Raw genomic sequence first — 12945 nt, forward strand, 5'->3', positions numbered from 1 at the left:
CAGTTCAGTTGGCAAAACAAAAATATGGAGGAAAAGCATTTATGAAGACAAGGTTCAAAAGAATGGTAGCCTGCGTATTGGCACTTATGCTGATCCTGGCGGCAATTCCTATGAGCGCGTCAGCTGCGGCACCGACAAAGGTAAATGTCACCTTGAAGGCTGTTACGTTTAGTGATGCAGTTTTGACCGCCCTCGGCAAGACAAATGCGACACAAAGAGAGACTTTGTTGCGGACGGCTTTAGGTATAACCGGCTCAGACCAAAATGAAGACGTAACAAAGCTTCCTGAGTATGCCCAAAAGGTAAACAACATGCCGCAGGCCCTTTCCGGCAGCGGAACGCAAGCGGATCCATATGTAGTACAGAAGGGTGCTACTTTTTTCGTAGCAGTGGATTTGGATCTGCAAACGGAGAAGAACGGTGACACATATGAATATGGTCTGTATAATAACAGCAGTATTCGTATAGATTATTCCGGCGGGGCATTTACATATGAGAAAATTCACACTTCTTATATGAACAATCCCAGTGTATGCGGTTGGACAGATACAACTGCAGACGCAGTAGTGGACTATTTCCCTGGTAATACAGCCTATACTTTCACAGGTGCTAATACAGCTAATATTCAAACAACCTCACCGGGTACCGGCTCTGTTCTGGTCAATGCAACTAATGGTACTGGTTTTCTTCCTAAAAATACCCAGTGGGACTGTTATCTGCAGTTTAAAGCCGCTACGGCAGGCACTCATAAAATTGAGGTTGAAAAGTACGACAGCACAGCGCAGATTGAAAATGTAGCAAATGCGGGTATGAGTTTAGGTAAAATGAACTTTAAGTCTGCTCGTAACGCTGGGGACGCATCTGGTGCTAGTACACTTTTGACAAACAGCACTGCTATTGAGTCCACTCCCATTTACGTTAAAGTGGAATCCAGCGATCCCGCTATCAGCATCACCGCGAACCAGAAGCTGGATCCTGTGGATACCGCTAAGATTCCGGTAACGCTGAAGAACGGCAAGTGGGCCACTTCTCTGACCGCTGCGAACTTCGAGGTTCAGGACGGCGGAACTGCTGTAAGCGGTGCGGTAACTGCTGTTACCCGCAAGAGCGATACAGTGGTTGAGCTGACCATCAAGGGTTCTGCTCTGAATCACACCAAGAATTACACCATTCAGGCCAAGGCGGCCAGCCATACCGCTACCTCTGGCGATCCCACTTCGGATATTGCCACCACTGAGACCTTCACTGTGAAGGAAGCTCTCACCGGTACGGTTGCTCTGGCGGCGAACAACGGCCATACCACCAGCCCGGTATACGGCGATACCATCACTGCTACTTATAGCGGCGGCAATGCTGTCAGCGCCAAGTATCAGTGGAAGGTAGGCGGCACCAATAAGGGTACCGACTCCAACACTTATACTCCTGTAGCTGCCGATGTTGGCAAGACCATCACCTGCACCGTTACAGATAAGGGCACAAACGGCAAGTATGGCAGTGTAGTCAGCACCGCTACTTCCGCTGTAGCGAAGAAGACTCTGACCGCTCCTGTGGCAGCCGATATTACTAACGTTCCCGCGATCAAGCAGGGCGCTACTACTCTGACTGCTAACGGCACCTATACCTTCAAGACCAGCAACGGTCTGGTTGGTACCGATACGGTCACCGTAACCTACGTTGCTACCTATCAGAGCTCTGCTACTAAGGGCACTGTCAATAATGTAAGCGTTGCGCTGGGTACTACCCTGGCTGGCGCTCAGAAGGATGCTTACACCTTCGCTGGCGCTACTGTAACGGGTGTCAAGGGCGAAGTAAGCGAATCCAAGTACACCTTGAACACCACCGGCGGTTCCGCCACCTATACTGGTGACCATGTTACCGGTACTACCGTTTCCAACCAGGGCGGTAAGGTAACAGGTACTGTTTCCGCTGCTACTCTGAACGGCGGTGTTCTGAGCAGCGTAGCCATCACTGGTGTAAACGGTGTAAGCGCTCAGGTTACAAACGATGGCTCTGACGGCAACGATGCTACCTTCGAGTTCACACTGCCTGCCACCACCGATGTGGTGACTGTCACTGTGGCCCTGACCATCGGTAAGGGTATCACCACCGTGGCCTTCGATAGCCTGAACAAGACTTACGATGGCACTACCGAGTTCAAGGGTGAAGTTAGCACCGCTGGTGTAACGCTGGAGGACTTCGGCATCACCGCTATCGAGTATGCTTCCGCCGACGCGGCAAACGGCGTAACCATCAATGTTACTCCCGCCAGCGCTCTGGGTATGGAAAAAGTGATTGGCGATGCAACCTATAAGTTCCCCGCGGCTCTGACCGGCGATATCGCCAAGGCCACTGCCACAACGATCACCACAGAGATTCCTACCGGCAAAATTCCTGCCACTGCTGACGGAGACACCGTAGCGGAAGCGATTTTGAACGGTGCCATTAAGGTAGAGGGTATCGATGTTTCTCAGGGTAAGGTTGGCGATTACTTCACGAAGGAAGATATCATCAACGCTCTGAAGGCTCTGGGCGAGCCCATCTATACGGCAGGCGGTGAGGCTGTAGAGGCTACTGCCCATGACGCGACGGCTACGGAAGCTCTGACTGAGATCACCGAGGGTGTTGTAGGCGATACCTACACCTTCGCTGAGGGTACCACCGTAACGATCGATGGCGTTGCTGTTGATGCCAATACCGGTACCCAGAAGGGCCTCACCTTCACCGTAGATGAGAACGGTATCGTAACCGTGACTGTTGGAGAAAACGTGGAAGCTTGCGAAATCAAGTTCACTCCCGACGGCGGATCCGAGACCACGATCAATGTCAGCGCGTTTACCGCTACTCCTGTTTCCGCAGGCGGCGAAGAGAAGTGGGACTTCAGCTCCAAGGCTGGCCAGAGCATTTCTCTGAACCTGACCATGGCTACCGCTGATGGCGCTACCGCTCTGGGCAAGAACTTTGAAGATGTAGCGGGCAAGACCCTGGCTGTTACCGCTAACATCAATGCCAAGGGCCAGGCTGTTACCTCCGGCATCAGCTTTGATACCAAGGGCTACGGCAAGGCTTCCTTCGATACCGCCGATGTTGGCGCCGATGGCCTGATCGCCGAGCTGCCCACAGTTACCGATGTTGTCAAGGGCGCTGAGTTCGTAGGCTGGTCCGTAGACGGCACCGTAGCGAAGATCGTTGATATCAAGACCTTCAAGCCCAAGGACGGCCAGACCCTCTATGCCGCGTTCCGTGGCTACATGGTTGGCGATGGCAACGGCAAGGTTCGTCCCGCCGCCAACGTGACCCGTGCAGAGTTGGCCAAGATGCTGGTTGTTGCGGCCGGTATCTATGACTCCACCAAGGATTACGGCAAGCCCGACTTCACTGACGTTGGCAATGCATGGTATACTTCCTACATTGCTTGCGCTCAGCAGGCTGGGATCGCTCTGGGCGACGGCAACGGCAAGTTCCGTCCCAACGATAAGATCACCCGTGAAGAGGCCTCCATCCTGATCGCCAAGACCTTCAAGGTTGAGGTAAAGGAAGGCGGCACCACCGATAAGGTAAAGGACTTCGATAAGGTTTCCAGCTGGGCTAAGGATTACGTTGCTGCCCTGTGCAACAACGGCACCATCTCCGGCTACACCGATGGCACCTTCCGCGCTGGTTCCAACATCAAGCGTATGGAGTCTGCCACGATGACCAACCACTACATCGGCCTCACCGATGCGGAGAAGGAAGCCATCAAGACCAGCACCGATATCACGAACCCCTTCACCGATATCAATACCGACGACACCAAGTGGGCTTATGCCGACCTGATGTTTGCCTCCCTGAGTGTTCCCGCTTCCTACTACGGAACCGAGATCACCATGCCCGAGGCGAAGTAAGAACTTGATCGCCCAATGGCGAATTTCGGTTAATCCCGAATAAAAGAAAGACCCATGCGAAAGCATGGGTCTTTCTTTGTGCAAAAAATTCTGTTATACTAAGGAATAAATCATCCTTGTCGTTTTTTGGATTCCTTCTTCCCGCCATTTTAAAGGATGTTCCCCATTATCTTTGAGAATCCCCCCACCTGTCATCCTGAGGGCAGCGCCCGAAGGATCTCGTCCTTAAAGTCCTTCAAAAAGACCAAAGGACGAGATTCTTCACTTCGTTCAGAATGACAGGGCAGAAGGCTGAAAATGGCCGGAGAAAACTTTTGAACACCGAAAGGAAAATGCAGAATCTCCCCACCTGTCATCCTGAGGGCAGCGCCCGAAGGATCTCGTCCTTAAAGCACTCCAAAAAGATCAAAGGACGAGATTCTTCACTTCGTTCAGAATGACAAGGAGAGAGTTCAGAATGACAAGGAGAGAGTTCAGAATGACAGAGAGAAAGTTCAGAATGACAAGCCAGAAGGTAGAAAACGACAAAAGAAAAACACCGAAGTCTTTGAAATGCCGATTGGAAAGAAAAAACACCATTCCCTTTTTGTTCAAAATCATGTATACTTAAGAAAACCTCTAAAATTTCTTTGCACAGCCGGGGGAGAGACTTACCCCAGTCATGCGGGAGGGAGTTTAGAGATTTCCTGAATTTTGATCGATCTTTTCCGGGAGGAAACGAAATAGTATGGATAAAAGCAAAATCAGAAATTTCAGCATTGTGGCCCACATTGACCACGGGAAAAGCACTCTGGCAGATCGCATTTTGGAATTGACCAAGGCGGTTCCCCTGCGGGAAATGGAAAACCAGCTTCTCGATAATATGGATCTGGAGCGGGAGCGGGGCATCACCATCAAGGCCCACGCTGTGACCCTGGTGTACACCGCCAAAAACGGCGAGGACTACATTTTTAACCTGATCGACACTCCCGGCCACGTGGACTTTAACTACGAGGTCTCCCGCTCTCTGGCCGCCTGCGAGGGGGCTATTCTGGTGGTAGACGCTTCCCAGGGCATCGAGGCTCAGACCCTGGCGAATACCTACCTTGCTGTAGATGCCGGGCTGGAACTGCTGCCTGTGGTGAATAAAATCGATCTTGTCAGCGCGGACCCGGATCGGGTCTGCCAGGAAATTGAGAATATCATTGGGATCCCCGCCATGGACGCGCCCCGCATTTCCGCCAAAACCGGCCAGAATGTAGAGGAGGTGCTGGAGCGGATCGTCACAGACATTCCCGCCCCCCAGGGAGATGAAAGGGCCCCCCTGCAAGCCCTGATCTTCGATTCCTATTACGATTCTTACCGCGGGGTCATTGTTTACGTGCGGGTGAAGGAGGGCACGGTAAGGCCCGGTGACACCATTCGCATGATGGCCACCGGCGGGGAATTTACCGTGGTGGAGTGCGGCTTTATGCGGGCTACCACTCTGGAGCCCGCCGATGCCCTGTGCGCCGGGGAGGTGGGTTATATCGCCGCCTCTATCAAGGAAGTGCGCCAGGCCCAGGTAGGCGATACTGTCACTCTGGCCTCCCGCCCGGCGGCGGAGCCGCTGGAGGGCTACCGTTCCGTACAGCCCATGGTATTTTGCGGCGTGTACCCGGCGGACGGCGCCCATTACACCGACCTGCGGGACGCCTTGGAAAAGCTGCGCTTAAACGACGCCTCCCTGTCCTTCGAGCCGGAAACCTCCGCCGCCCTGGGCTTCGGCTTCCGCTGCGGCTTTTTGGGGCTTTTGCACATGGAGATCATTCAGGAGCGTCTGGAGCGGGAATACAATTTAGACCTGATCACCACCGCCCCCAGCGTGGTTTATAAGATCAAAAAGACCGATGGAGAAGAGCTTTCCATCGATAACCCCACCAACTATCCGGATCCCTCCACCATTCAAAGCGCCGAAGAACCCATTGCCAATGCCCATATTTATTCCCCTTCCGAGTACGTAGGCAATATCATGGAACTGTGCCAGGAGCGCCGGGGCGTGTTTAAGGATATGAAATATATCGATACCGACCGGGTGGATATCCACTATGAGCTGCCCTTAAACGAGATCATTTACGATTTCTTCGACGCGCTGAAGTCCCGTACCAGAGGGTATGCCTCCTTCGATTATGAGCTGATGGGCTACCAGAAGAGCGAGCTGGTAAAGCTGGATATTATGCTGAACGGCGAGGTGGTAGACGCCCTTTCCTTTATCCTCCACGCCGAAAAGGCCTATCCCAGGGCCAGAAAAATGACGGAAAAGCTGAAGGACAAGATCCCCCGGCAGCTGTTTGAGGTGCCGATCCAGGCCTGCGTAGGCGGAAAGATCATTGCCCGGGAAACCGTGAAGGCCATGCGTAAGGACGTGCTTGCCAAGTGCTACGGCGGCGACATCACCCGGAAAAAGAAGCTGCTGGAAAAGCAGAAGGAAGGCAAAAAGCGCATGCGCCAGCTGGGCACAGTAGAGGTGCCCCAGGAAGCCTTTATGGCGGTTTTGAAGCTGGACGAGTAAGGGGGAGAGCGGCAATGAAGCTTCGGTTTATGACCTACAATATTCAGCACGGGATCAATTATCACCGGCAAAAGGAGCTGGAGCGCCGGGGCGGAATCTGGCAGGAGCCTGTAGACCTTGCGCTGATGGCGGAAGAGATCCGCCGCCAAAAGGCCGATATCGTAGGGTTGAATGAAATTTTCGGCGGCGGCCCCTCCCCGGAATATACCGGCCAGGCGGAGCAGCTTGCCGCCATGCTGGGCTGCCATTGCTATTTTGCCAGCGCCCTGCGGCTTGGGGGGAACCCCTACGGAAACGCCATTTTGTCCCGGTTTCCCATATTGGAGGCAAAAACCATAGGAATCCCCGATCCCCCGGTGCGGGACGAAGACGCCTATTATGAGACCCGCTGTGTGCTGCGGGCGCGCTTTGCGGAAGGCTTTACCGTGCTCATCAGCCATTTCGGCCTGGCGAAGGCCGAAGCCAGAAACGCTGTGGAAACCGTGCTTTCCCTGCTGCGGGAGGAAAAGGGCCCCGTGGTGCTGATGGGAGATTTCAACCTGGAGCCGGACAGCCCGATCCTTGCCCCTCTGTTTGAAGAATTGACCGATACGGCGGCGCTGTTTCCCTGCCCCTTGAAAAGCTGGCCCTCCGATGAGCCGGAGCAGAAGATCGACTATATTTTTGTAAAGAACGCTCAGGCGCTGGAGGCGGATATCCCGCCGGTGGAGGCTTCCGACCACCGCCCCCACACGGCGCTGATCGAGCTTTAAGGCAGCGCCGCACCGTGTACGGTCAACGCCTTAAGCGGTATGCCATAAGAGGAGAAGCTGATATGCCGGGAATTTACATTCACGTGCCCTTTTGCGATGGGAAATGCCCGTATTGTGATTTCTACTCTCTCCGCGCCGGGGAAGAGCTGATGGAGCAATATGCTTCCGCGGTGGAGCGGGCCTTACAGCAGTGGGCGGCGGAGCGCGGAAAAGGATCGGTCAAAACAGTGTATTTCGGAGGCGGCACTCCCAGCTTACTGGGGGCGGGCCGCCTTTCCCGGCTGCTTTCCGCGGTGGATCAAAGCTTCCTCCTCGACAGCGGGGCGGAGGTCACGCTGGAGGCAAACCCTGTTTCCGTAGACCGGGCGTTTTTTGAAGAGGTACGCCGGGCGGGGTTCAACCGGCTTTCCATGGGCATGCAGTCCGCCGACCCGGAGGAGCTGGCGCTTTTAGGCAGAAGGCACAGTCCCGAGGACGTAAAGGAAGCGGTGGAAGCGGCCCGGCTGGCGGGATTTTTCAACCTTTCTCTGGATCTGATGCTGGGCCTGCCGAAAAGCGCGCCGGAGGAAGGCCCGGAAAGGCTGGGAAGGTCCATTGCCTTTGCTGCTGGTCTGGAGCCGGAGCACCTTTCCTCTTATATTCTGAAGGTGGAGCCGGGAACCCCCTTTGCAAGCCGACAGCTTGTTCTGCCGGAGGACGATGAAATTGCCGACCAGTATCTCTTCTGTGTGCAGGAGCTGGAAAAATACGGTTACCAGCAGTACGAGATCAGCAATTTCGCGAAGCCGGGGCGGGAAAGCAGGCACAACCTTGTTTATTGGCACGGTGAGGAATACCTGGGCTTCGGCCCCGGCGCCCACTCCTTTTTTGCGGGAAAGCGGTTTTACTATCCCCGCAGCCTTTCAGATTTTTTGGAAGGGAAGTCCCCCTGCCCGGACGGCGAGGGCGGCGATTTTGAGGAATACGCCATGCTGAACCTGCGGCTCACAGAAGGCCTGTGCCGGGAAAGCTGCCGGGCACGCTTTGGCGCTGAAGGGGAAAGGGGCTTTGCGAGGCTGCTGCAAAACGCAAAAAAATGCCCGCCCCAGCTCCTGCGGGCGGACGAAGGCAAAATCTCTTTTACTCCCCGGGGTTTTTTGGTGTTCAACGCGCTGTTTTTGAAATTGAGCGCGGAGTAACGCGGTGAGCCGCCGCGCTCGTGCCCCTGCTTGGCGCGGGAGGATAATTTCTGACCTGACTGCAGAGGTAAGCTGATAAATTATAGTTTAATGAACCAGTCGTTAGCTGTTAGTTGTTAGTCATTAGAGAAGAACAAACTTCCCTCTTTTGTCATCCTGAGCGGAGCAAAGAATCTCGACCTTGATTCCGGAAAAAGATCAAAGGACGAGATTCTTCACTTCGTTCAGAATGACAAAAAGGATAGCCTCTGAGCTTACCATAAGAAATCAACCAAATTTATAGTTTAGCGCCCTTAGGCTCCACTTATTTATAAGGGGAGCTGTCACGGCGAAGCCGTGACTGAGGGGATCGAAACTGGCGGTTCCATCCTACTTTCTGCGTGTGACTATCCCTTCCACCGTTCTCGCCTGTCGGCTCGGTTGCTGTGTGCCGGTGGCACACGTCCAGCAACGACCGAGTTGATAAACGAGAACGGGTCAGAGTGGTTGCTGTGCCCCAGTGGGGCACGTTCAGCAATGTCTGAAGCGACAGCTGAGTTCTCCACTGGAGACCTTCCCCCCACCGGGACGCGCTCACCGTTCGGCGGTCCCCGCAGACTGCGAAGCAGTCTGTTTCCCCTCTATAAATAAGGGGGGGCAAAGGGCTGCTAAATTCCAATTTGTGGTGTACTGACTGCCCTCTTTGCCATTGCTGAGCAAAAAGTGAAGTAAACTCCGCTTTCCAGGCAGAGGATCTCGACCTTGATTCCGGAAAAGGACCAAAGAACGAGATTCTTCACAAAAAAGCTATAGCTTTTTGTTCAGCAATGACAAAAAGGATAGCCTCTGAGCTTACCATAAGAAAGCAACAAATTATAGTTTAGCGAACTAGTCGTTAGCTGTTCGTTGTTAGTCGTTAAAGAGGGGCGGGCTCCCTCGCTGTCATTCTGAGCCGCAGGCGAAGAATCTCGCCCTTAATTCCCTGAATAAAAGGGCAAAGAACGAGATTCTTCGTCAAGAAAGCTATAACTTTCTATGCTCCTCAGAATGACATGAGGAAAATAGGCGGGTCACCGTCGGTCGGGTCAGAAACCGATTTTCCCTATCAAGCAGCTTCGCGAGTGCCCGCAGCGCAGCTGCAAATTCCAATTTATTGAACAGTTCCCCACTGTCATTCTGAGGAACAAAGTGACGAAAAATCTCGCCCTTAATTCCCTTAAAGAGGCAAAGGACGAGATCCTTCACCGAGAAAACAAGGTTTCCTTGCTTTCTGTTCAGTAATGACAATTTGGAGGTTTTTCCCTTTTCTAACAACCAACTACTTACTTACGGCTAACAACTAACATGGTAAATTCCAATTTAGCGAACTAAGCCCTTAAATTGCTCATCTCATTGCTAATTCCTCATTCAAAGTCGGCTTCGACATCAAAACAGCTCCGGGTGCATGCGGCTGTAGTGGAAGAGATATTGCTGGGCAAGGCCCGCGTTTTCTCCGAACTCCTCGGGAGTATGGCCCGGCAGAAGAACAGCCATGGCCCGCTTCATCCATACGTCTATGGGAAAGCATTCGGTTTTGTGAAAGCCGTACAGCAGGGTGCACTCTGCCACCTTGGGGCCTACGCCCAGGATTTTTTGAAGCTCGATTCTTCCGAAGGCTGCGGAGGAGCGGGCTATTTCTGTCAGGTCTATTTCGCCGGAGGTCACCTTTTTTGCCGCATCGATCAGATATTTTGCCCGGAACCCGGCCCGCAGAGGAGCAAGATCTTCCACAGAACGCTCCGCCAGCCGCTCCGGGCCGGGAAAGGTGAAAAGCTGGGAACCGGGGATCGGATCTCCCAAAAGGCCGCAAAGCCGCCCGATGATTCCCTGGATCCGGGGGATATTGTTGTTCTGGGAAATGAGAAAGGAGCACAGGGCCTCCCAGGGCTCCTGGCGCAGAATGCGAATGCCGGGGGCAAAACCCGCTGCGGTTTCCAAAATGGGATCAATGGCGGAAAGAGCCTCCTGTTTCGCCTGATAGTCTGCCTCCAGGTCAAAATAGGGCTGCCAGAGCGCTTCAAATTCTTCCTGAGAGCAGAAAAAAGAGACCATGTCTCCCTGTTCCGTTGGCGTTTTCCGCAGCCGAAGAATCCTTCCCATGGCAGCTCCCTCCCAGAGAGGCAGGCTATTTTCTCCCAAAACCTCCCGCCAGCGGAAGGCCTGGCCGCAGGTCAGGGTCTGGGCGGGATCAAACAGGGCCGGGATCGTAACGGGCGCGCTCATCTGTTTTTCTCGTCCGCCTTCTGGGCAACGTCCGGCTCTCTGGCGGTCAGCCAGAAAATGGCCCGCTCAATGGCGTCCTTGGAATTGCCCCAGTCCGCTCCGGCGTTGCGGTAGTCAAACATGCGGCAGAAATGGGTGACGTCCCCCGAAAGCTCCTTCAGGTAAGCCCCGGCAAGCCGGGCCGTTTCCGCTTCAAAGGCGGCAAGCTCCTTTTTGGGCAGCAGCTTTTGAGAAGCCTCCAGCACCATGCCGTAATGGGGCAGGCAGAGATGGGGCTGTTCGCTGTAAAGCCGGCGGAATTCCGGGTCCGTCTGCCACAGCTTTAAGGTGTTTCGTACCAGATTTTTCATATTGGTCTCCAGGCTTTCGCAGACAAAGCAGTGCTCCTGCCTGGCGTGAACGGCGGCGCTTATTTTTTTTGCGGAGGACTTTCCCTCCGGAAAAACCTCTTTCTGCACTTCGGCCAGCAGGCTTTCTAAAATCAGAGCCACGGAAAGCCTGCTGCCTCGCTTCAAAATCTGGGCAAAATGCTCCCGGCAGAAGCCGAGGCGATTGGTTTCGATGCGAACGTCCGGCTCCATCATGGCGGCGCCGGTGATGTAGGTTGCCATTCTGTCCTCCAGCATGTCCCGCATGCGGCAGAAAGGGCAGCCCTCCTTCGGCAGGAATACGTCGTTGACCGGAATGGAACAAATGTCTTCTCTCATAACAAAACTCCTTTCTTTGCCCGGTGGAGCGCTCTCTGCCGGCGCCCCGGGCGGTCAGATCGCGCGGCAACGATTTTTCAAAGCATGTGCCGGCAATCTTACCTTCTGTATTGACCGGAATAGACGTGTATAAATATCCATTTTTCCGCAAAGGAAAATCCGGCTTGCTTCCGGAAGCTTTTTGAAAAAAACACCCATTTTTTCATTGGTTTTTCCTCAGTATACCATAGATTTGAAGAAAAAGGTAGCATTTCTTTCCGGAAAGGGAGTTTTGCTGAAGAGAAGAAAGGCTGCATAGAGAATGTGGAAAAAAACCTGGAAAAAACGTCTGTCCCAAAAAAGGTATTGACACAAAATGCAGATGAAGAAAAGTTTTATCATACCGGATATTGCGAAAAAAAGGGGTGAAAGAAAAATGCCCAAAAAATGGGCCGGAGAGAGCGCAAAAACTTGCCGTTAACATAAATTGCCGGAGAAAAAAAGAGCTGTGGAAAGAGAAATCCGCTTGGGACAAGGTGTTTTTAACATTTTCCACCGAGTTTTCCACAAGCTGGATTTCCAGATAAATCTCTTTTATGTAAACGCAGGGAAAAGTGGAAAATACTGGGAGTAAAAAAGAATTTTCATGCAAAAAACAGTAGAAAATGAATTTTTACACAGAGCCGCGTCGCGGAAAACAGAGGGGTGGGGAAATCCGTCGGTTTTCCATTGCATTTTTATTTGAGATTTACAGAAGAATGTGCTACAATAAGAGAAACTGTGATCGGAATCTGCGTTTGGCAAAGGGTGTGTGCCGGAAAGTGGACAGGCAGAGAGAAAAAAGAGAAGCTAAAAAGGAAACTTTCGGCAGGACTTCCGAAGAAAAAGCCAAGCGGGAGGCTCCGGCCCGGGGCAGCGATCTGATCGCCGGGCGCAACGCGGTGAGCGAAGCCCTGCGGGCCGGGCGCACGATAGACAGCCTGTATGTACAGCGCGGGGAAAAAAGCGGGGCCTTGGTTTCACTGATCGCGAAAGCAAAGGCAGCGGGTATTCCCATCAAGGAAGCGGATCCCCGCAAGCTGGATCACCTGTGCGGCGGCGCGGCCCATCAGGGCGTGGTGGCCGTGGCGGCGGTGAAGGAATTTTCCACGGTGGAGGAGATCTTTGCCCTGGCCCGGGAAAGAAATGAGCCGCCCTTTCTGGTGATCTGCGATGAGCTGGAGGATCCCCACAACTTAGGGGCAGTGATCCGCACGGCGGAATGCGCGGGCGCCCATGGCGTGGTGATTCCCAAGCGGCGCAGCGTGGGTCTGACCTATGCGGTGGGCAAGGCCTCCGCCGGGGCGGTGGAGCACCTGCCGGTGGCAAGGGTACAGAACCTTGCGGCTTTGCTGGAAGAGTTAAAGCAAAAAGGGGTGTGGATCTATGCCGCCGATATGGACGGCAGCCCCTGGTGTGAAACAGATCTTACCGGGCCCCTGGCCCTGGTCATCGGCTCTGAGGGCCGGGGCGTGGGCAGGCTGATCAAGGAAAAATCAGACTTTGTGGTGTCGCTTCCTATGAAGGGACAAGTCAATTCACTGAACGCTTCCGTGGCGGCGGGTATCCTCTGCTACGAGGTGTGCAGGCAGAGAAGCGGACTGCACGCAGTCGATCCCATAAGGAGGAATTCCTGAC

General features: G+C 53.7%; 8 protein-coding genes. 5 read left to right on the forward strand and 3 right to left on the reverse strand.

What is annotated here, in order from left to right; translation table 11 throughout:
- Positions 1–4: 4 nt before the first annotated feature.
- Positions 5–313, reverse strand: a complete 309-nt coding sequence (locus U8T64_RS12230) for a hypothetical protein (RefSeq protein ID WP_322183861.1) — start codon at positions 311–313, stop codon at positions 5–7.
- A gap of 496 nt (positions 314–809) precedes the next feature.
- On the opposite strand from U8T64_RS12230, the gene U8T64_RS12235 reads away from it, so the two are divergent.
- The 4 genes from U8T64_RS12235 (at position 810) to hemW (ending at position 8341) form a co-directional block, all read left to right on the forward strand.
- Positions 810–3881, forward strand: coding sequence for an S-layer homology domain-containing protein (locus U8T64_RS12235; protein ID WP_322183863.1), 3072 nt, complete (start codon positions 810–812; stop codon positions 3879–3881).
- A 727-nt stretch (positions 3882–4608) separates the two neighbouring features.
- Positions 4609–6411 (forward strand): translation elongation factor 4, encoded by a 1803-nt coding sequence (gene lepA, locus U8T64_RS12240; protein WP_322183865.1) that lies wholly within the window; start codon positions 4609–4611, stop codon positions 6409–6411.
- A 14-nt stretch (positions 6412–6425) separates the two neighbouring features.
- Positions 6426–7163, forward strand: a complete 738-nt coding sequence (locus U8T64_RS12245; protein WP_322183867.1) for an endonuclease/exonuclease/phosphatase family protein — start codon at positions 6426–6428, stop codon at positions 7161–7163.
- A gap of 62 nt (positions 7164–7225) precedes the next feature.
- Positions 7226–8341 (forward strand): radical SAM family heme chaperone HemW, encoded by a 1116-nt coding sequence (hemW, locus tag U8T64_RS12250; protein WP_322183869.1) that lies wholly within the window; start codon positions 7226–7228, stop codon positions 8339–8341.
- Between the two features lie 1404 nt (positions 8342–9745).
- Here the strand turns inward: hemW and U8T64_RS12255 are convergent.
- Together U8T64_RS12255 and U8T64_RS12260 are read right to left on the reverse strand one after the other, a co-directional pair.
- Complete coding sequence (locus tag U8T64_RS12255; protein ID WP_322183871.1) at positions 9746–10582, reverse strand: DNA-3-methyladenine glycosylase family protein; 837 nt, start codon at positions 10580–10582, stop codon at positions 9746–9748.
- The gene (locus tag U8T64_RS12260; protein WP_322183873.1) at positions 10579–11289 is read right to left on the reverse strand and encodes a DUF6062 family protein; all 711 of its coding nucleotides are present in this window, start codon (positions 11287–11289) and stop codon (positions 10579–10581) included. Before U8T64_RS12260 ends, U8T64_RS12255 begins: the two co-directional genes overlap by 4 nt.
- An 800-nt stretch (positions 11290–12089) precedes the next feature.
- On the opposite strand from U8T64_RS12260, the gene rlmB reads away from it, so the two are divergent.
- The gene (rlmB, locus tag U8T64_RS12265) at positions 12090–12944 is read left to right on the forward strand and encodes a 23S rRNA (guanosine(2251)-2'-O)-methyltransferase RlmB (RefSeq protein WP_322183875.1); all 855 of its coding nucleotides are present in this window, start codon (positions 12090–12092) and stop codon (positions 12942–12944) included.
- Position 12945: the final 1 nt, after the last annotated feature.

Source organism: Neglectibacter caecimuris, assembly GCF_034335015.1.
Classification (GTDB): domain Bacteria; phylum Bacillota; class Clostridia; order Oscillospirales; family Acutalibacteraceae; genus Acutalibacter; species Acutalibacter caecimuris_A.

Excerpts from the sequence above, each read along its gene's own strand:
- U8T64_RS12230 (WP_322183861.1), bottom strand. The coding sequence starts at position 313 with ATGTTGTTTACCTTTTGGGCATACTCAGGAAGCTTTGTTACGTCTTCA.
- hemW (WP_322183869.1), top strand. The coding sequence starts at position 7,226 with ATGCCGGGAATTTACATTCACGTGCCCTTTTGCGATGGGAAATGCCCG.
- lepA (WP_322183865.1), top strand. The coding sequence starts at position 4,609 with ATGGATAAAAGCAAAATCAGAAATTTCAGCATTGTGGCCCACATTGAC.
- U8T64_RS12235 (WP_322183863.1), top strand. The coding sequence starts at position 810 with ATGAGTTTAGGTAAAATGAACTTTAAGTCTGCTCGTAACGCTGGGGAC.
- U8T64_RS12260 (WP_322183873.1), bottom strand. The coding sequence starts at position 11,289 with ATGAGAGAAGACATTTGTTCCATTCCGGTCAACGACGTATTCCTGCCG.
- U8T64_RS12255 (WP_322183871.1), bottom strand. The coding sequence starts at position 10,582 with ATGAGCGCGCCCGTTACGATCCCGGCCCTGTTTGATCCCGCCCAGACC.
- U8T64_RS12245 (WP_322183867.1), top strand. The coding sequence starts at position 6,426 with ATGAAGCTTCGGTTTATGACCTACAATATTCAGCACGGGATCAATTAT.